18 protein-coding genes are annotated in these 18,669 nt (G+C 61.6%); 10 read left to right on the top strand and 8 right to left on the bottom strand.

Annotated elements, in window-relative coordinates; genetic code table 11:
* The first annotated feature begins 24 nt into the window (after positions 1-24).
* Entirely contained in the window at positions 25-1,803 is a 1,779-nt protein-coding gene (locus IVA74_RS06455) for a caspase family protein (RefSeq protein WP_247340871.1), read from the top strand.
* Between the two features lie 17 nt (positions 1,804-1,820).
* Positions 1,821-2,468, top strand: a complete 648-nt coding sequence (locus IVA74_RS06450) for a DUF4384 domain-containing protein (protein ID WP_247340870.1) — start codon at positions 1,821-1,823, stop codon at positions 2,466-2,468.
* 24 nt (positions 2,469-2,492) lie between these two features.
* On the opposite strand, the gene IVA74_RS06445 is transcribed toward IVA74_RS06450, so the two are convergent.
* The 3 genes from IVA74_RS06445 to IVA74_RS06435 form a co-directional block, all read right to left on the bottom strand.
* Positions 2,493-2,837: a hypothetical protein gene (locus IVA74_RS06445; protein WP_247340869.1), complete on the bottom strand. Its 345-nt coding sequence runs from the start codon at positions 2,835-2,837 to the stop codon at positions 2,493-2,495.
* Between the two features lie 137 nt (positions 2,838-2,974).
* Positions 2,975-3,316 carry a hypothetical protein gene (locus tag IVA74_RS06440; RefSeq protein WP_247340868.1) on the bottom strand — a complete coding sequence of 114 codons (342 nt, stop codon included), beginning with the start codon at positions 3,314-3,316 and terminating at the stop codon, positions 2,975-2,977.
* 274 nt (positions 3,317-3,590) lie between these two features.
* Positions 3,591-5,456, bottom strand: coding sequence for a caspase family protein (locus IVA74_RS06435; protein ID WP_247340867.1), 1,866 nt, complete (start codon positions 5,454-5,456; stop codon positions 3,591-3,593).
* 872 nt (positions 5,457-6,328) lie between these two features.
* On the opposite strand from IVA74_RS06435, the gene IVA74_RS06430 reads away from it, so the two are divergent.
* The 4 genes from IVA74_RS06430 (at position 6,329) to dusA (ending at position 9,856) form a co-directional block, all read left to right on the top strand.
* Positions 6,329-6,733 carry a hypothetical protein gene (locus IVA74_RS06430; RefSeq protein WP_247340864.1) on the top strand — a complete coding sequence of 135 codons (405 nt, stop codon included), beginning with the start codon at positions 6,329-6,331 and terminating at the stop codon, positions 6,731-6,733.
* 173 nt (positions 6,734-6,906) lie between these two features.
* Positions 6,907-7,227: a hypothetical protein gene (locus tag IVA74_RS06425; protein WP_247340862.1), complete on the top strand. Its 321-nt coding sequence runs from the start codon at positions 6,907-6,909 to the stop codon at positions 7,225-7,227.
* A 215-nt stretch (positions 7,228-7,442) separates the two neighbouring features.
* Entirely contained in the window at positions 7,443-8,402 is a 960-nt protein-coding gene (locus tag IVA74_RS06420) for an OmpA family protein (RefSeq protein WP_247340861.1), read from the top strand.
* Positions 8,403-8,860: 458 nt separating this feature from the next.
* Entirely contained in the window at positions 8,861-9,856 is a 996-nt protein-coding gene (gene dusA / locus IVA74_RS06415; RefSeq protein WP_256467592.1) for a tRNA dihydrouridine(20/20a) synthase DusA, read from the top strand.
* Between the two features lie 122 nt (positions 9,857-9,978).
* On the opposite strand, the gene IVA74_RS06410 is transcribed toward dusA, so the two are convergent.
* From IVA74_RS06410 to IVA74_RS06390, 5 genes are all read right to left on the bottom strand, one after another.
* Positions 9,979-10,533: a TIGR02281 family clan AA aspartic protease gene (locus IVA74_RS06410; RefSeq protein WP_247340859.1), complete on the bottom strand. Its 555-nt coding sequence runs from the start codon at positions 10,531-10,533 to the stop codon at positions 9,979-9,981.
* A 28-nt stretch (positions 10,534-10,561) separates the two neighbouring features.
* Positions 10,562-10,765: a DUF1289 domain-containing protein gene (locus IVA74_RS06405; protein WP_247340858.1), complete on the bottom strand. Its 204-nt coding sequence runs from the start codon at positions 10,763-10,765 to the stop codon at positions 10,562-10,564.
* Between the two features lie 44 nt (positions 10,766-10,809).
* A complete protein-coding gene (locus tag IVA74_RS06400; RefSeq protein ID WP_247340857.1) occupies positions 10,810-12,405 on the bottom strand; it encodes a HAMP domain-containing sensor histidine kinase in 1,596 nt (531 codons plus the stop codon).
* 137 nt (positions 12,406-12,542) lie between these two features.
* Entirely contained in the window at positions 12,543-13,820 is a 1,278-nt protein-coding gene (gene nhaD / locus IVA74_RS06395; protein WP_247340856.1) for a sodium:proton antiporter NhaD, read from the bottom strand.
* A gap of 22 nt (positions 13,821-13,842) precedes the next feature.
* Positions 13,843-14,715: an NAD(P)-dependent oxidoreductase gene (locus IVA74_RS06390; protein ID WP_247340855.1), complete on the bottom strand. Its 873-nt coding sequence runs from the start codon at positions 14,713-14,715 to the stop codon at positions 13,843-13,845.
* A 199-nt stretch (positions 14,716-14,914) separates the two neighbouring features.
* Between IVA74_RS06390 and IVA74_RS06385 the strand changes: the two genes are divergently transcribed.
* The 4 genes from IVA74_RS06385 (at position 14,915) to IVA74_RS06370 (ending at position 18,660) form a co-directional block, all read left to right on the top strand.
* A complete protein-coding gene (locus IVA74_RS06385) occupies positions 14,915-15,352 on the top strand; it encodes a VOC family protein (RefSeq protein ID WP_247340854.1) in 438 nt (145 codons plus the stop codon).
* 53 nt (positions 15,353-15,405) lie between these two features.
* Positions 15,406-16,563, top strand: coding sequence for an Mrp/NBP35 family ATP-binding protein (locus IVA74_RS06380; protein ID WP_247340851.1), 1,158 nt, complete (start codon positions 15,406-15,408; stop codon positions 16,561-16,563).
* A 218-nt stretch (positions 16,564-16,781) separates the two neighbouring features.
* Positions 16,782-17,873, top strand: coding sequence for a TRAP transporter substrate-binding protein (locus IVA74_RS06375; protein WP_027517246.1), 1,092 nt, complete (start codon positions 16,782-16,784; stop codon positions 17,871-17,873).
* A gap of 442 nt (positions 17,874-18,315) precedes the next feature.
* Positions 18,316-18,660, top strand: a complete 345-nt coding sequence (locus IVA74_RS06370; protein ID WP_247340849.1) for a hypothetical protein — start codon at positions 18,316-18,318, stop codon at positions 18,658-18,660.
* Positions 18,661-18,669: the final 9 nt, after the last annotated feature.

The following is an 18,669-nucleotide window of genomic DNA, read 5'->3' as shown; positions in this document are numbered from 1 at the left end:
GGCATGATGTCGAGGTGGATCACGATGCGGATGCCCAGAGGACTTGATTGCGGGATCGGGCGGCTATGCGCCACCGTCGGGCTCGCTGCGTTGATCGGACTGGTAATCCCGCAGGCGCATGCGGCAGGAGATTTGTCGATCAGCAATCCAGACGGGGCGGCAGTGCGCGCGCTCGTGATCGGGATCGACGACTATCAGCACGTGCGCAAATTGAAGGGTGCGGTCGCTGACGCCACGGACATCGTGACCAGCCTGAAATCCATGGGGGTTGACGACGTCATCGAACTGACTAACGCCCAGGCCGACAGGGCAGGCGTCCTGCGCGAGATCAGTGCACTGGTGGAGCGGACCAAGAACAACGACCTCATCTTTCTGTCGATCGCCGGTCATGGCACCCAGGAGCCGGAGCGCCTCAAGGGCGCGGAGCCGGACGGGATGGAGAACGTGTTCCTGCTGCCAGGCTTTGAAATCACGCCAACCGGGTCCGCTGAGCGTGTTCTGGGCAGCGAGTTCAACCATTTCATCCGGCAGTTCGAGCTGCGCGGAGCGAGGGTGATCTTCGTGGCTGATACCTGCCACGGCGGCGGTATGGTGCGCGATATCGATCCGCGTGCCGCTGAGATGAGCTTTCGGCAGGTCCCGCGCTACACGTTGCTGGTTGACGAATTGAAGCCGGTGTCGGACAGCAACGATCCGAGATCCGAACTCGACCTTGACCACACGGCGTTTCTGGCTGCGGTGGACCGCTACACCAAGGCGCCGGAAGTCCGCATCCCTGGCATCGATGGCCTACGCGGGGCTCTCAGCTATGCGGTCGCGCGTGCGGTGGAAGGCAGCGCGGACATCAACCACGATGGGAAGGTGACGCTTAAGGAGCTTTTCAGCAATGTTCGGCAGGTGGTCTATCAGCTCTCGGACCAGCGCCAGAACATCGTGACCATATCATCGCCAGCTCAGACGCCGGATACCGACGTCGCCTTCGGATTGACGCGCGGTGTCGTACTGATTCAGGGGCCGGCCGCGAGAGCGGCCTCGGGTCACGCCGGAGCCGGGGTGCCCGTCGAGGGACAGGCGCCCGCACCGTCGGTTGTCACGGCCAAGGCACCAGCCGTTCCGACCCTTGCCGGGGCGACCAAGGAACTTCCGACTGGCGACGCGCCGGGGCCCCTCCGCCTCGCTGCACCAATCCGGCTGGCGGCGCTCGACGGCAAGACGAGTTATTTTGTAAGCGTGAAGCCACAAGATGTCCCCGTGCAGGCTGTTCAACCGACGGATAATCCCGACCTGATCTGGGATCCAGTGTCGCACGACGTGATCGCTTGGGGTGATGTGGTCGCCTATGGGATGGACGTTGCCAGCCTGCCGACGGTGATTGATCGGACTGCGGCAATTCGTGAACTCAAGCGCATTGCGACCCGGTCGCCGCAGGTGATGCGTATTTGGCCAGACGATCGCCAACAACGTGCTGGCCAGACCATCGAAGTTGACCTGTCTGATGTGGCATCAAGGGCGGTGCTGCTGTTCAATGTGTCCGGCGATGGCACCATCCAATTGTTGTATCCGGTGGGTGCTGATGCGGCGTTGGCCCGATCGGCGAGTTTGCGCCTACCGCTCAGGGTCGGCGAGCCGTTCGGTGCGGAACAGATCGTTGCGGTGACCTCGCAGCAACGCATGGTCGATCTTGAGACAGCCCTAGTGCAGTTCAACCGGCGTCGCGCCTCGGGGCAGGTGATCAAGAGTCTCGAGCGTTACTTGCCCGCGGACGCGCGAATCGCCTCGATCGGCTTCTTCAGTGCTCCCTGACTCTTAGGGGGCAGGCCATGCCGTCATCGCAGCCGATCCGCCAGGAGCGACCATGGCTCGCATTCCTGCTGCTACTGGCGGGTAGCGGAGTTGCGTCCGCAGCACCGTTGCCGACGGGCTCGTTGCATGTCGGCACGACGTACGCACGTTGGCTTTGGCCCGTACAAGCGGTGCGCAGGCAGACCAATACCGCGAGTGTGTCCCTTCAGATCCTGCCGAGTCAGACCGTCAACGTCGGCGGCAAGGTCTCGTTCGGCGTCACCGCCAGGAAGCCTGGATATCTCATTTTGGTCGACGTCGACGCGGAAGGGCGGATGTCCCAGATCTTTCCGACCCCCGAGCTATTGGCGCAATCGAACCAACGCGACATCAATCTCGTCAAGCCGGGTGTCGAATTTGTCGTCCCTGCTCCGGCGGCGCGGCAGCGTGGTTTTGAGTATGTCGTCGCACCGCCGACGGGGTCCGCAGTGATGATCGCCATCCTGAGCGAGCAGCGCGTGCAATTGCTCGATTTGCCGGACATGCCCCGCAAGCTGGAAGGTCAGGCCGACGCGTTGAGCTATCTATCGGCCTGGACCAGTGAGCTGCGCGTGCTGGACAACGCCAGCGGAAAGCTGTTGCCGAACAATTGGTCGTTCGACGTCAAATCCTATTCCATCAGGTGAACTCGTCCGGACGAGTCGCCCAGCTCAAAGCTTGCTGAGCCGGCTGAAGAAGCCGCCGCGGGCGATCATGTAATGAATGTCGCTGGGGAAGGGAAACGCGCTGCGAGCATTGGAAATCGCGTGTTGGAGGAACTCACCACTCGCCGGCGCAGGCTTCTGATGCAACCGTGGTTGGTCGGCGACCTGAGGTAGCACGAACCGATCCACGAAAGCTTCGTCCAGATCGGCGACTCTGACCATCTGACCGAATGCCGGGAACTGATCGTAGTGACCTACGGTCACGCGGAGGTCCTTGAGGGCCGGGCGCTGAGGATGCGCTTGATTGCCGTCGGAGATCGCCAGCCCGCGTCCTATCAGATCCAACTTCACGGACTGCGGCAGCGTTGACGGACCATACACGATCTCAAGCGCAGGGCCGCTCTGTCCAGCCAGCCACTGATACCAGAAGGTCGCATCGTCTGGCCGCGCCTTGGCGCCGTAAAGACAGTCAAATCCCCAACAAGCAGTCAGCTTCGCCTGATACTTTCCAGATTGCGCATGCCGTTACCAGCGCCGGAGTGGCATGCGATGATGAGCTTGCCAATTTGGAGTTGAGGAATGGACGTCGAAGAGCCTCCCAGGAACCGGGCCAGAGCTCCAAGAATTTCCTCGAGGTAGCGTTCCCCCCAGTTCGACGTTGCCAGATCCTTGACGCTATAATTTCCAGCAAAGGTATCGCCAACGGCATATTCATAGCCCAGAAAAGGCGCTACGAGCACGACGTCCTTGCCGGAATCCCGAACTTGTTTCGCGGAGCCGCGCTGGATCGTTGTGAAACAGGAATTCGTGGTCTTTGACGTAGAAGCCATGCAGCCAGATTACGATATCGAGCTTGGTGGCAGCGGTTACGTCCTTTGGCGGAAGATAGACCGCCGTCGGCTTCATGCCGGGCGCTAGCCGCTTCGTAAAGAGCGTCACCCCTGGAAAGGAGGTGGCGTCCTTCTGTTCGAGCTCACACGCCACCACGAAGGTCGCTCCGCGTCGACCAGATCGGACGTGGATTTGGGCCGACCCGGTGTTGCACTCAATTGTTCGCCATATCCTCGATACGGCTTCCTATTGGCGTGGCGAACTCGCGCCTTGCTAATTGCATACCTCGACATTCCCGGTGTTGCCACCCGGGCCTCCCCCGCCACGGTAGTCGAGGTGGCAGCCGCGACGGACCTGACGGCACAAATATTGGTCACAAACAACCTGGCCGCTGCCGCCTCCGCCACTTGCCTTCGCAGTGGCTTGTCGCCGCGGAACGTCTGCCATGGGCTCAGATCTTTGGCGCGCCGAACGATCGGCACGTGACGAACCTTCGTCCGTGTTGCGCTTGGCAACTGGCTTCTTTCCGCGCCGCTTCTCGCATTCGTTGTCATCGTTGAGGAACGAGCCCTCGGCACACGTGATCCTGACGCACTGGTCGCCGTTAGCCTTGTAGCCATGATCGCAGATCACGGGACAGACCCGGGTTGGCTTGAGTTTGATTGCGTCAAGCGCGTCGAGACTTGCGAGCTTGGCATCAAATTTCGTTCCCGCGTGCCGGTTGAACAGAGCCAACGAGCGCTGTGAGGCCGCATTCCATTGGCCATCTATGGTACCGGTGAAGCAGCCGACGCGGTTCAATTCGCTTTGTACGGACTTGGTGATATCGGCTTTTGCGATATCGGTCTGGCGCGGCTCGGCGCTGAGTGCGGCAAGCTTTGGCGGCGTATTGTCGTCAGCGGGTGCAGCGGCTGTAGGGTTATCCGCGAAGGCACTCCCAACAGCCGGCTTATTCCCGGAGAGAGCAGCGACGATTGTAGATTCGGACGCAGTCCGTTTCCGTTCCGCCTCGGTGGCCTGCTCCTGCGCCGCCTGCTTCGCCTTCTCGGCGGCAATTCGGGCCTCTTCCGCAGCCTTCAGATCCGCGGCCGCCTTCTCCTGGTCGGCACGCTGGGCGCCCTGCGACATCAGGCGAGTTTTCTGCTGTTCAGCCTGCTGCGCCTTCGCTGTTGCCGCGACGCGTGCGTCCTCAGCATCGAGCTGATTAAGCTGCAGCTTCGCCAGATTTGCGTAGTATCCGTCCGGATGCTGGTCCAGGAACGCGTTCAGAGCGGGCTTGTTGCGTAGCTGCAAGGCCAATTCGTAATCACGACGAATTTCTGCCTGGGGATTGGCTGCTTGCACCGGCTCATCAGCCTTGGCAGCGGGAACAAGTGCAACGTCTTCGCCGCCCAGCGAGCCGTAGACATAGGGCTCCTGTCGGTTGCCCGTGGCTTGCAAGACATCATCGCGGACGAAGCCGAAGGCCCTGCGCAAGTCGAGCCCCGGCTTTGCGATGTACTTTACGAGAGCCGTCGCATACGGACTATTCTTGCTGTTGCCATCGAGTGCGGTTAGTCCGGCTTTCGCGGCAAACGCGATCAGCGTGTTGGAGACGGCGGGTTCGACCCTGGCCAGCCCGCGGCTGATTGATCGAGAGGCAACTGTACGCTTCATCGAATCGGCAAACGGATTGTTGCGGCACGCGTCGACGATCACCACGCGCAACTGTTTCGCAGGCTCGATTGCCAGCAGGACGCGGTCGAGCGAGAATGCTTCGTCATAGATATCAGTGTCACGTTCGAGTCTGGCGTCGGTCGGGATCAGATAGTTTGTCCCGTCGATCTCGATACCGTGGCCAGCATAGTACACCAGGGCTATGTCCGCATTGCGAGCCTGATCGGCGAATTCTCTCAGGGCCCGCCGCATATCAGTCGCGGCGAGGTTGAGCCTTGAGTCAACCACATCGAAACCTGCCTCCTTCAAGGTTGCGGTGATGGCCGCAGCGTCGTTGGCCGGGTTTGGGAGCAGAGGGGCGTTCTGATAGTTGGCATTGCCAACCACCAAAGCCACGCGCTTTGTCGCCCAGGCTGGTTGAGCTGCCAGTAACAGCGAAGCGGCAAGGAGAAGCAAAATTCGAAGGCGCCTGTATAATCTCATGGCGAACACCCAACTATGCCCATAAAATGGTAACGTCGCGAGGACGGCCGCGTAAGAAATAATTACTGAATTCGTACGCCAGTGGCGGCTACCTATCGGCCTACAGTACCAATCTCGAGCCCGATCCATTCCTATGTGTTGTCTTGAAATGCGGACGCGTTCAAAAGGCACGGAAGATAATCGCGGCCCGGCGCTGTGGGCGGTTTCGTGTGGATGATGGGTACCCGCCAGTGCCTATGTCTCGCGCGAATGAATTAAGTTTTTGAAATTACACGATTATTGCATCCTATGGTGTGCTCGCGACAGCGCGGCGGAAGGCTCTGGCTTAGTTCAAACGAAAGTTCCGCTGACGGCAGATCGAGGGGACGTGAACTCTTGGGGGCCGGCTTGCGGGTCGATCGTCTCGGTTACAGCTTGCACGGAGGTCAGGAGCCGGTTAGTTCGGCTTTCCATCTCCCCAGGCGATCGTCACCTTCATGTTCCCGCCGGAGCGCCCGGCCCGGAAATTGTTCCTGCGGTAGAGTTGAAATGAAGGTCCTCCGAATTGCGAAGGCTGGCCATGGTCAACCAGTCGATCGCGTCGGTAGCCGCTACCGGAAGGTCGTAGGAGCGCAAGTCGTCAGCCGGCTTGATCAGAAGGCGCTGAATGTAAGCCGCTCCATTTCGAAGGACGGCGCACGGGGATACAATCGCAATTCCGAACTTCGGAGAAGCTGATGCCAATTCCGTTGAGGGTTTACATCACGCCATTTGCCGAGAGGGGGAACGTTGAGCCCGGGCAATGGAGCAGCGAGACGGCCAAGAAGGCGCTCGACGTGGTCAATACGATCTGGTCAAAGGCCAAGATCGCGTTCGTGATCAGCGATTGCTTGATGGAGAAGCCGCTCGACATGGCAAAGAGCGCGCGCAGCAATGATCAGCGATTGCTGGGCGTTCTTGCCTCTCGGCACGATCCGGACAATGCCGTCCACATCTACCTCGTTAATTCGATTGAAAATCTGTCCGCCGGCGGAAGCTCATACCCCAATAGCCAACCGGAGCCGGCAAGCTTCGTCCAGTGGTATGGCAATGACCACGCCAATGGACGCGCCTGGGCTCACGAGCTTGGCCATCTGATGAGCCTCGATCACGTCGAGATCGACTATTCCAATGAGAAGCAGGCGGCGCAGCGTGTCAAGAACCTCATGACGATAGGATTGAGCGTCGGCTCTGACCTGACGGGCCAGCAGATTGATGCAGCCAAGGGCTCAAAGCTGGTCAAGCGATTTGGCGGATAAGTCGGCGGCCGACCGCAGAAGTCGTCACCTCCGTCGTTCTGCAGATCGCGCGCCCGCGGGAAACGGGCCATGGCGGCGACAGCCTTAAAGAGGGAGCAGATCGAGGATACGGCGCCAGGTTCCTATTCGCGAGATCCTCGTCGCTCCAATCCAGGCGTTGAGCGCGAGAGTCCATGATTGCGATCACGCTCGTAACCATTTCGCCCGCTTTGCGAAAAGCCATGCGCAATCGATACGCAAATGACCTCAACGATGAAATCACCAACGACCATATCAAGTGCTTCCGGGATATTGCGCTGCGGTTGCTGGACGACGCTTACCGTTTCGCTCTATTTTTGATGGGCGATCAGGCAGACGTAGAGCAAGCCGGTAAAGGTATTCTCCAGATGCGCTGCTTTAAGAGCGGTTGGGTAGGGGCCTCCAAGTTTAGGGCGATTCCGCGAAGTCGTCGTGCTGTACGAATTCCAGGGCCCGTCCTATCGCGACTCCCTTAGATCGTCGCTGCTCCGATCGCGACAGTGATGTCGCGTATTGCACAAGCCCATACTGCCTCGGTGCCAGATCGAAATGGGAACAAGATCACAACCTTCGTTGCAGCTGTCGATTTCATGAACCTCTCTTTTCTTGCCAGCACTAAAAACAAGGTGGTCCTGCGCCGTCCGGCCGATCACCGACGAGTTCCTATTTGTCGATTGCAGGTTGAAGAGACATGTTCCACAAAACTGGTCGGGGCAAGGTTGACGTCGATCTGGATTTTTCGGGAGTGGGGGTTCTGCACGCGCGGCTTTGGAATTTCGATTTCGATGACTTTGCCGGCTACCAGTTTCGGGGCTTGAAGACAGAGCACTCCGAATTTCTGAAGAACAAAGTGGTTCCCCTGCTGGAGCACGACGCTGGTCAGATCTGGATGACGGGATCCGCGAGCCGGATCGGTACGGCTGATTGGAATATGACGACATCAGCCAACCGCGTGATTACGGTCGCGAAGTCTCTGTCCGAGATGGGCATCCACCCGGAGCAAATGCAGACGCACGCGATCGGCAATACGCAGACGGCAAATCACAGGCTGGACGAAGACAACGATAGATCCGTGGTCCTTTGGGTGCTGCCTAAGGTCTATTTCGAACCGATCATAAAGCCAGATTTGCCGCGACCCGTTCCGCCGAGACCAAAGGTCAGTCGAAATTTCAAGATAGCCATGCTGCTTGAGGTCGACGGTTCGATCTCGTTTGCAGCGAGAGCGGCAATCAAGCGCATCGTGAAGGGCAGGGCTGGAGCCGGGATTGCGTTTGCCAGCGCGTTGTTCTCCATATGGGATACGGAAAATAATTTGAAGTGCACCTACGTCTATGCGGCGGTCGGCCTGGGCTTTGGCTTAAGCCTTCCGAAGACCGGCGGCAGATCGGGTACCCTGCATGGCCCCTGGAATTCGTTTACGACCGAAAAGCCAATCTCCTGTTCGCAGTTCGGCAAGTCGATGCGCTTTACGACTATCGGCATAGGGGATGTAAGCAAGAACTGGATCCTGCTGGAAACGCCCAGGGGAGTGAAGGACGTCTACTTGAGCATCAGCACGGGCACGACCATAGGCGGCGGCGCGTCGACATACCCAGCCCATTTGAGCGCTTTCGTCCCGCTAGAGCGACCGAAGCCGTTTGGCGGGCCGTGAGTGAACCGGCTCATCATAACCTTTAGCCGCCATCGGCGAGGCGAGCTTTCGCTCGATGCGTTGCATGACGTCTCCAGACCGAGCGGGCGCAGAATCCGGTCGCAGTTATGGAGTGCTCGTGCCCAACGTGCTTGATTTGATGTGCTCCGGGTTGACCGGCCATGTGGTCCAATTTCATCATGCTGCTCACGCTCTATTGAGGAGTTTCCCCGACCACGCTCATGTTGCGGCGCATGTGATTTCTCCCTCGAAGCCTCGGATCAACATTGATTTCATTTGCCAAAGCTGATTCTTGATTTCGGTTGAATGTGGGACGTTCTTTGGGGCGCTCGCGTTGCATGTGAATGGAGAAAAGAACTGCTCCAGTGACAAAGCGCCGATTTGCCGAGCAACTGAGTGACAATAAAGATTGGCTCGATCCGTCATAGGACCGGGTGAAGATGAAACAGATCAACGAAATGAATGACTTACGTTGGAAATTTTCTTGCGCCCCGATGATGGATTGGACCGACCGGCATTGCAGGGTGTTCCACCGTCACCTGACGAGGCGGGCGCTGCTTTATACGGAGATGCTGACCACTGGCGCCATCATCCATGGTGACCGGGAGCGGCTGCTTGGGTTCGACAGGGTTGAGCACCCAGTGGCGCTTCAGCTCGGCGGGTCGGATCCGCGCGAGCTCGCGCTGGCGGCGCGGATCGGCGAGGAGTTCGGCTATGACGAGATCAACCTCAATGTCGGTTGCCCCTCCGATCGCGTGAAGGACGGCCGTTTCGGCGCTTGCCTCATGGCGGAGCCTGATCTCGTGGCGGGGGGCGTCGAGGCGATGAAGCGTGCGGTTGCCGTGCCGGTCACCGTGAAGTGCCGCATCGGCATCGACGACCAGGATCCGGAAATCGCGCTCGACAAGCTCGCGCGCGCGGTCGTCGCGTCCGGCTGCGATGCGCTGATTGTGCATGCCCGGAAAGCATGGCTCAACGGTTTGTCGCCGAAGGAGAATCGCGACATCCCGCCGCTCGACTATGATCGCGTCTATCGCCTCAAGCGCGCGATGCCTGACGTGCCCGTCATCATCAACGGCGGCATCCCCGGCATCGACGAGGCGAGAGCACATCTCGAACACGTCGACGGCGTGATGCTCGGCCGCGCCGCCTATCAGGAGCCATGGCGGCTGCTGTCGGTCGATCAAGACATTTTCGGCGAGGCGGCGCCGCATGCCTCGATGCAGGATGCGATCGAGGCGATGATGGCCTACATCGAGCAGCAGCTCGCGCACGGCACGCGGCTGCACGCCATCACGCGGCATTTCGTCGGCGCATTCCACGCCGTTCCCGGCGCGCGCGCCTTCCGCCGCCATCTTTCCGAGCAGGGGGCGAAGCCGGGCGCCGGCCTCGAGGTGCTGCGCGATGCGATCGCGCGTGTCGGTGCGCGTGCGCCGGCGGAGGCGGCAGCCTAGCCGTAGTCACTTGAAGAGCCGGATTCCAGTCCGCGGCGCGCCGCTTGATGTTGCGTCCGTGATGGATGGCAGCCCGCGTGATCGCGTCTGTCGGCAGTGGCGGCGCGGCTCTCGTGGGGAGTCTAGTCGACTGCCAGACGCGAGCGGCGGTGACCGGTCTGGAGCTCCGGATAGCCGGTGAGCATCAGCTTGTCGGCGCGCACGCCCCAGCTCTCCAGGCGGTCGAGGAAGCTCATGCCGAGCAGGTTCGTCTTCATCTGCCCGCGCTGAACGACGAGGGCCGGCACCGACTTCTCGACGAGGTGGCCGACAGAGAGGCGCTCAAGCGTGAGGCGGGCCGCCTTGGTGTGGCCGCCCGCGGTTTCGAGATTGACGTCGTATTCGAGCATCTCGAGTGGCAGCCCGATCGCTTTCGCGGTTTCCCAGGTCAGCACCACCGAGGTCGCGCCGGTGTCGATGACCATCGGTGCGACGACGCCGTTGATCTTCGCGCGCAACGCGAATTCGCCGCCCTGGCCGCGCTGGATCTGCACGGCGGGGGCAGGCGATGCGGTCTGTGTGCGAAAGATGTGCGAGACCCTGCTGCTCGCGCGCGCGAGCTGGTCGGAATCGCCATAGGCAACGACGGCGCCCGCCGTGCCGGCGAGCATGATGAGAACGAGCAGGAAGCGGATCATCGCGCACCTCCGGATGCGCGCCGGCCGGTCAAGTGCGTTTCGGCGATCCCGCGATGGGCGCAAGTCCAGCCTGATTCATGCGCACCGGCAACAGCGCCATGACCGCCAGCCGTTCCGCGCTTTCCATAGCATGCCAGCGCGCGATCTCCGGCAAGGTGCGTCCACAGCCGAAGCACAGTTTTGTCTTGGGATCGATCATGCAGACGGCGACGCACGGCGTTTCTTTGCTCATTCGGGCATAGTGAGGGATCGTCGGGCATGTCTGCAAGCATCTCGTTACGAGCCTGTACCTGCGCTCATGATCGGCTTGTTACGCGGCCTGCGCTTCTCGTCCGCCACCGCGGAACTGTCCGGCTGAAGCGGCGGAGAATCATCCGACATCGGCGCCAGCGCGCTCATCACGCGCTCGGGCGGGAAGGTAACGATCACCTCGGTGCCGATGCGCAGCTTCGATTTCAGCGTGAACGTACCGCCATGCAGGTCGATTAGATTTTTTGCGATCGGCAGGCCGAGACCCGCGCCCTGTTCGGCCGACTTGATCGAGTTGGAGCCTTGGCCGAACGAGGCGAGCACGACCGGGATCTCGTCCTCGGGGATTCCGGAGCCGGAATCCTTCACCGAGAGATATTGTCCGCCCGAGGCCGTCCAGCCCGCCTTGAGCCAGATCTCGCCGCCCTGCGGCGTGAACTTGATCGAGTTGGAGAGCAGGTTGAGCACGACCTGGCGGATCGCGCGCTCGTCGGCCCAGAGCCGCGGCATCGCCTGCTCGAACACCTCGTGGATGGTGATGCCGCGGCTCGAGGCGCGCAGCTTCATCAAATGATGGCAGTCGGCGACAATGCCGACCAGCGAGACCGCTTCCTCGTTGAGTTCATAACGGCCGGCCTCGATCCGCGACAGGTCGAGGATCTCGTTGATGAGATTGAGCAGGTGGACGCCGGAATTATGGATGTCCCCGGAATACTCCTTGTAGACAGGCACGGCATGCGCGCCAAAAATCTCGCTCTTCATCACCTCGGAGAAGCCGAGGATCGCGTTCAGCGGCGTGCGCAGTTCGTGGCTCATCTGCGCGAGAAAGCGCGACTTGGCGACATTGGCGGATTCGGCGCGGTGACGGGCTTCATCCGAGATCGCCTTGGCCTGTTCGAGCTCGCCGATCAGCGCGTCCTTCTCGGCGCGCGCCTCGAGCGTGGCGAAAGTCGAGGAGTGCAGGCGGTGCGCCAGCAGCACGAAATAGCCTTCGGCGGCGAGCGCGAGCCCGGCCAGGATGTAATTGTCCAGCGAGCCGGTCATCACAAAACTCAGCGCCATCGCGACCGCGACCGGCGCCGTGGCGGCAAGGGCCGCGATCGGCAGATTGGCCGCCAGCATGCTCGATACTGCGATGACCAGCAGCATCAGGAACATCATCAGCGTTTCCGTGACCAGGTCGAGCACGGGATGGATCAGGATCGCCATCCAGCATAGGCCATAGAGCAGGTCGAGCACGACGAAGCGCGTCCGCCAGGCGCGCGTCGCGGTTGGCGAGGAGGGCGCGGCCAGGAAGCGGTGGCAACTGCGGATCATCGCTGCGTGGATGCAGAGCATGCCGGCGGTCCAGGCTGCGGCCGGAATCGGCTGCATCCACAGCCCGAACAGCACGCCGGTGGCAACGACCAGCAGCATCGCGACATAGGAGGCCGACAGCCGCGTCTGGGCATATTGGCGCAGCATCTCGGCGTCGAAAGCCGGCCGGGTTCCGCTGGTCGACGTTAACTTGTCGCGCGCCTCGCGCACCCGCTGCGCCGCAGCCCTTCGGCTGCTCGCCGACGGCGCGCTCACCGGCTCGGCCGGAAGCTGGACAACCTCGGGCTTTTCAGCGGGTTTACTCATCGCACAACAACAATTCCTGCCCGCGCGAGGCGGGCCTTCTGCATTGTCTATCTCTGGCAAGAAATCCTTAAGAGGTGACTTAAGGAGCTAAAGAATTACGTTAACCCGGCGTTAATTTTGGATCCGGCCTGAGTAGCTCATTGCAGCACCGCATGCTGCGCGATGTACACCACGGCTCCCGCCAGATAGCCGGCGAGCGCGGGGACGGCGATGCGGCGGGCATACCAGAGGAACTCGATGCGCTCGAGCCCCATGGCGGCGACGCCTGCGGCCGAGCCGATGATCAGGATCGAACCGCCGGTGCCGGCGCAATAGGCGATGAACTCCCAGAGGAAGCTGTCGGGCGGATAGTGGCCGAGGTCGTACATGCCCATGGTCGCGGCCACCAGCGGCACGTTGTCGATGACGGCGCTCAGCAGGCCGAGCACGATGACGATGAGATCCTGGCGACCGATCGCGGCGTCCAGCCATTTGGCCAGCATGGAGAGCAGGCCAGCATGTTCGAGGCTGGCGACCGCGAGCAAGATCCCGAGGAAAAACACGATCGAGCCCATGTCGATCCGCGTCAGCGCATGCGCAAGCGTGAGCGGGCCACGGACATGCTCATCCTTGTTGCGATGAAGGATCTCGCCGACCAACCACACGATGCCAAGCCCGAGCAGGACGCCCATGAAGGGCGGCAGGTGCGTGACCGTCTTGAAGACGGGCACCGCGATCAGTACGCCGAGTCCGAGATAGAACATCACGTTCCGCTCGACCGGATCGACGCTCTGCAATCCGTCCTCTTTCGGCGGCGACGCGATGGTCTTGCCCTTGAGCGAAAAGCTGATGAATGCGAGCGGCACCAGCAGGTTGAGCAGCGAGGGCAGGAACACCGCGCCCATGATCTTTAGCGGCGAGATCTGTCCGCCTATCCACAGCATGGTCGTGGTGACATCGCCGATCACGGTCCATGCACCGCCGGCGTTCGCGGCGATGACGATGAGGGAGGCGAACAGTAGGCGGTCGTCGCGCTTGGCGATCAGCCGCTGGATCAGCGAGACCATGACGATGGTGGTGGTCAGATTGTCGAGGATCGCACTGAGGAAGAAGGTCACGAAGCCAATCAGCCATATCAGACGGATCTGGCTGGTCGTGCTGATGCGGGAGGTGATGACCTCGAAACCGTCATGGGCGTCGATGACCTCGACGATGGTCATCGCGCCAATCAGGAAGAACACGATCTGCGCGGTGGAGGCGACGGACTCATCAAGCTGACGGCTGACCAACGTGTGGTCGCCCGTCGCGAGCGAGTAGATTGTCCAGAGCACGCCCGCGCCGAGCAGCGCAGACGCGCTCTTGTTCACCCCGATCGGATGCTCGAGCGCGATCGCCGCATAGGCGAGGACGAAGATTGCGGCGAGTGCGATCAGCAAGGCAGGATCACTTCGTCAGGTGTCAGCGATTAAGGCGCGCGAGCAGGCTCGACGTGTCCCAGCGCTTGCCGCCCATCTTCTCGACCTCGGCGTAGAACTGGTCGACGAGCGCGGTGACCGGCAGATTGGCGCCGTTGCGGCGGGCTTCGGCCAGCGAGATCGAGAGGTCCTTGCGCATCCATTCGACCGCGAAGCCGAAATCGTACTTGTCGTCGTTCATGGTCTTGTAGCGGTTCTCCATCTGCCAGGACTGAGCCGCGCCTTTTGAGATGGTCTCGATCACGGCGGCGACGTCGAGGCCGCTCTTCTTGGCGAAGTGGATGCCCTCGGAGAGTCCCTGAACCAGGCCTGCGATGCAAATCTGGTTGACCATTTTGGTCAGCTGGCCCGAGCCGGCCGGCCCGAGCAGTTTGCACATTCGCGCATAGGCGCCTGTGATGATTGGCTCGGCGCCGGAATAGGCATCCTGGGCGCCGCCGCACATCACGGTCAGCACGCCGTTCTCGGCGCCGGCCTGGCCGCCGGACACGGGTGCGTCGATGAACTTGAAGCCGGCCGTGGTCGCGGCAGCATCAAGCTCACGCGCGACCTCGGCGGAGGCGGTGGTGTGGTCGACGAAGGTCGCGCCCTTTTTCACGCCGGCGAACGCGCCGTCGGCGCCGATCGTGACCGCGCGCAGATCATTGTCGTTGCCAACGCAGCACATCACGAAATCCTGGCCCTCGGCTGCAGCCTTCGGCGTCGCCGCGGTCTTGCCGCCAAACTTGTCCGCCCATTCCTTCGCCTTGGCCGCGGTGCGGTTGTAGACGGTGACCTCATGGCCCCCTTTTTTCACGAGGTGTCCGGCCATGGGGAAGCCCATGACGCCGAGACCGAGGAAAGCGACTTTAGCCATGTGGGGTACCTTGTCCGTAGTTCGGGTTTTACGGTTTTTTGCCGGGCGAGGGGGCGCCAATCGACGCCCTCAAAAGTTCCGCCATTGCGGCAGATCGCGCGCACCATAAACCGTTGAGGCCGGAGGGCAACGGCTTCGTTTGATGCCCTCCTGTGCTAGGATGGCGGACCTAAGGACTTCAATAAAAGGGAGGGAAAGCATGGGCAGCGTAAGCGTTGGCGTGCTCGATCATTTCAACATCCGGACCCGGAATCTGGCCGAGACCGTCCGCTTCTACGAGGATGTGCTGGGCCTGGAAAATGGCGCCCGGCCGAATTTCGCCTTCCCCGGCGCCTGGATGTACAGCGAGGGCAGGCCGGTGGTGCACCTCGTCGATATTTCGCTGACCGCGGAGCCACAAAAACCGGATTCCGGCGTTGTCCACCACGTCGCCTTCGTCAGCCGCGGGTTCGACGGCATGAAGCAGCGTTTGGCGTCCAAGGGCATGAGGTTCGACTCCCGCCAGGTGCCCGGCGGCGACCTCTGGCAGATCTTCGTCTACGACCCCAATGGGGTCCTGATCGAGCTGAATTACGAGGCAGCCACGGAGCAGGGGGCGGCGTCCGCCGAGATGGCTGGCGATATCGGCAGGCGGTAGCCTTTTGGGCGTTTCCGCTCTAATGGGGCATCTTGAATTCGAGGAGATGCGCTTTGACCGTGACGCAGCAACAGGTTCTCGACAGCCTCGCCAAGATCAAGTCGCCCCGAGGGGTCGCGCTCGCAAATGCCAATGTGCTGAGCGCGATCAACGCCACCGACGGCAAGGTGTTCTTCTCGATCAATGTCGATGCCGCCGAGGCGCGGGCCTGGGAATCCGTCCGGGCCGAAGCCGAGGCCGCGGTGCGCGCCATCCCCGGCGTCACCACCGTCATGGTGGCGCTGACCGCCGAGCGCAAGGCCGGCGCCGCGCCGCCGCCTCCGCCTCCGCCTCCGCCTTCGCCGCCAACGCCGAGCCGCGGCGCGCCAGGCGTGCAGCCGGTCCACGCCCACAAGCCGCCACAGGGCGGTCAATCGCCGATGGCACGGCAGTCCGAGATTCCGGGCGTCGCTGCCGTGATCGCGGTCGCCTCGGGCAAGGGCGGCGTCGGCAAGTCCACCACTGCGCTCAATCTGGCGCTGGGCCTGCGCGACCTCGGCCTCAAGGTCGGGCTGCTTGATGCCGACATCTACGGCCCCTCGGTGCCGCGGCTGACCGGCCTGCACGACAAGCCGGCGCTGAACGACGAGCGCAAGATGATTCCGCTCCGGCGTTTCGGCCTCGCCATCATGTCGATCGGCTTCCTGGTGGAGGAAGAGACCGCGATGATCTGGCGCGGGCCGATGGTGATGTCGGCGGTGACGCAGATGCTGCGCGACGTCGCATGGGGCACGCTCGACGTGCTCGTCGTCGACATGCCGCCGGGCACGGGCGATGCCCAGCTCACCTTGGCGCAGAACGTCCCCTTGAAGGGCGCCGTGATCGTCTCGACCCCGCAGGACCTGTCCCTGATCGACGCAAGGCGGGGACTTGCGATGTTCAAGAAGGTCAACGTGCCCGTGCTCGGCATCGTCGAGAACATGAGCTACTTCCAGTGCCCGCATTGCGGCACGAAATCCGATATTTTCGGCCATGGCGGCGCGCGCCACGAGGCCGAGAAGCTCGGGGTACCGTTCCTGGGCGAGATCCCCCTGCACATGGCGATTCGCGCCACCTCGGATGCCGGCACGCCCGTGGTCGACAGCGAGCCGGACGGTCCCCATGCGGCGATCTACCGCGCCGTTGCAGGACAGGTCCGTGACCAGCTCAAGGGCGTCATCGCCGCGGCCTGAGCGGATCCAAGCCAATCCCTTCAAACCAATACCCTGGGGACATGCGACTTTCGTAGAGCCCTGTCATGCCAATGTCGCGTTTCGAAAGCGGGGCTTCCGTGTTAAAGGCCCACGGCAGTCAAGCCCCTTCGGTTCGACGCGGCCCAAAAACGCGTCGCCGGAATGTGCGGCAGCAAAGAGGAAGTTAGGGGAAACGCCCCAACAAGGAGAGACTGAAGATGAAGCGTCGTGATTTCCTGAAAGTGTCGGCAGCCGGCGCGGCGGCGACCGCCGCGGTGGCCTCGCCGGCGATCGCGCAGTCCTCGCCCGAGATCAAGTGGCGCCTGACGTCGAGCTTCCCGAAGTCGCTCGACACCATTTATGGCGGTGCCGAGCAGATGGCGAAGTACGTCGCCGAGATGACCGACAACAAGTTTCAGATCCAGGTCTTCCAGGCGGGTGAAATCGTTCCGGGTCTGCAGGCGCTGGATGCGACGCAGAAGGGCACCGTCGAGATGTGCCACACAGTGTCGTATTATTACGTCGGCAAAGACCCGACCTTCGCAATCTTCGCGTCGGTGCCTTTCGGCCTCAACGCACGTCAGCAGAATTCCTGGTTGTACCAGGGCGGCGGCAACGAGCTCGCCAACGAGTTCTTCAAGAAGTCGAACGTGGTGGGCTTCCCCTGCGGCAACACCGGCACCCAGATGGGCGGCTGGTTCCGCAAGGAGATCAAGACCGTTGCCGACCTCTCGGGCCTCAAGATGCGCATCGGCGGCATTGCCGGCCAGGTGCTCCAGAAGGTCGGCGTGGTGCCGCAGCAGCTCGCCGGCGGCGACATCTATCCGTCGCTCGAGAAGGGCACCATCGACGCGGCCGAATGGGTCGGCCCCTACGATGACGAGAAGCTCGGCTTCGCCAAGGTCGCCAAGTACTATTACTACCCGGGTTTCTGGGAAGGTGGTCCGACCGTTCACGCCTTCGCCAACATCGACAAGTGGAACGAATTGCCGAAGAACTATCAGGCGATCCTCACCAACGCGACCGTCAACACAAACACCTGGATGGCCGCGCGCTACGACATGGTGAACCCCGGCGCCCTGAAGCGTCTGGTGGCCGGGGGAACGCAGCTTCGCCCGTTCACCAACGAGGTTCTGGAAGCCTGTCTCAAGGCGACCAACGAATTGTGGGGCGAGATCTCGGCCAAGAACCCCGACTTCAAGAAGTCGATCGACGCCATGCAGGCCTACCGCTCCGACGAATATCTGTGGTGGCAGGTCGCCGAATACACCTACGACAGCTTCATGATCCGCTCGCGCACCCGCGGCTGATCTTCGCAAGAAGTCGAAAGGCGATACGCCCGGTCTCGTTCGCGAGGCCGGGCTTTTTCTTTGGCGCGACGTGATCGGGATGGGCGCCGCGGAGGCCGCGGTACGAAGGGTGTCCAACAAAAAATCTGCAAAACAACCCCATGCACAGTAGACCAGGGGCGAGAAGACAAGGCGCTGTGAATGCGGCTAACAGTTTGACGCGATGGGGCTAATTAGAAGGAAGGCCCGATCATTGCGCGGTCGTGGGCAACTCCGCATTTTGAGAGCCAAAGCGGGGTGATCAGGCCCACGGATGCCATCGTTGCCCAGGAGCAACCAAGCGAGTGCTTCGCTCTGTCGATCCTATGGGCAGCGAAGCCGTTTGACTCGTCGGGCAATACAGTGGCAAAAAGGATTATCGTAAAATCCGAAATTAAGTTCGACACGACCTTTGGGGGTGACGATGAGCTTCGATCCCGATGAGGTACAAAGCGCGCTGCGCAAGGCTTGGTCATTGGCAACCGCCAGCCAATGGACGGCGAGCAATCCGGCGGCAGGGCAATGCAACGTCACCGCGCTGCTCCTTCACGAGCTCTTCGGCGGCGACTTGCTGAAGACGCCTCTGCCGGCCGGCGAACATTTTTCCAATCGCATCAGAGGCCGGCGGTATGACTTCACGGCAAGCCAGTTCGATCAACCGATTGCATACAAGGATTTACCTGCAAGCCGTGCAGATGCGGAATTGGGCGCGACAAGCGATGTATTGGCTGAACTCAGAGCGGCTTTTCAGGAGCATCGTGCGAAGTAAAGCTTGGGG

Source organism: Bradyrhizobium sp. 132 (assembly GCF_023074185.1).
In the GTDB taxonomy this organism is placed as follows: Bacteria; Pseudomonadota; Alphaproteobacteria; order Rhizobiales; family Xanthobacteraceae; genus Bradyrhizobium.
This window is presented reverse-complemented; position numbering and strand designations above follow the sequence as displayed.

Bases quoted from the DNA above. Each gene is read 5' to 3' on its own strand.
- IVA74_RS06420 (WP_247340861.1), top strand. From the start codon at position 7,443: ATGTTCCACAAAACTGGTCGGGGCAAGGTTGACGTCGATCTGGATTTT.
- IVA74_RS06455 (WP_247340871.1), top strand. From the start codon at position 25: ATGCGGATGCCCAGAGGACTTGATTGCGGGATCGGGCGGCTATGCGCC.
- dusA (WP_256467592.1), top strand. From the start codon at position 8,861: ATGAATGACTTACGTTGGAAATTTTCTTGCGCCCCGATGATGGATTGG.
- IVA74_RS06450 (WP_247340870.1), top strand. From the start codon at position 1,821: ATGCCGTCATCGCAGCCGATCCGCCAGGAGCGACCATGGCTCGCATTC.
- IVA74_RS06425 (WP_247340862.1), top strand. From the start codon at position 6,907: ATGATTGCGATCACGCTCGTAACCATTTCGCCCGCTTTGCGAAAAGCC.
- IVA74_RS06435 (WP_247340867.1), bottom strand. From the start codon at position 5,456: ATGAGATTATACAGGCGCCTTCGAATTTTGCTTCTCCTTGCCGCTTCG.
- IVA74_RS06385 (WP_247340854.1), top strand. From the start codon at position 14,915: ATGGGCAGCGTAAGCGTTGGCGTGCTCGATCATTTCAACATCCGGACC.
- IVA74_RS06400 (WP_247340857.1), bottom strand. From the start codon at position 12,405: ATGAGTAAACCCGCTGAAAAGCCCGAGGTTGTCCAGCTTCCGGCCGAG.
- IVA74_RS06370 (WP_247340849.1), top strand. From the start codon at position 18,316: ATGAGCTTCGATCCCGATGAGGTACAAAGCGCGCTGCGCAAGGCTTGG.
- IVA74_RS06440 (WP_247340868.1), bottom strand. From the start codon at position 3,316: ATGGCTTCTACGTCAAAGACCACGAATTCCTGTTTCACAACGATCCAG.
- IVA74_RS06430 (WP_247340864.1), top strand. From the start codon at position 6,329: ATGGAGAAGCCGCTCGACATGGCAAAGAGCGCGCGCAGCAATGATCAG.
- IVA74_RS06390 (WP_247340855.1), bottom strand. From the start codon at position 14,715: ATGGCTAAAGTCGCTTTCCTCGGTCTCGGCGTCATGGGCTTCCCCATG.
- IVA74_RS06375 (WP_027517246.1), top strand. From the start codon at position 16,782: ATGAAGCGTCGTGATTTCCTGAAAGTGTCGGCAGCCGGCGCGGCGGCG.
- IVA74_RS06410 (WP_247340859.1), bottom strand. From the start codon at position 10,533: ATGATCCGCTTCCTGCTCGTTCTCATCATGCTCGCCGGCACGGCGGGC.
- IVA74_RS06405 (WP_247340858.1), bottom strand. From the start codon at position 10,765: ATGAGCAAAGAAACGCCGTGCGTCGCCGTCTGCATGATCGATCCCAAG.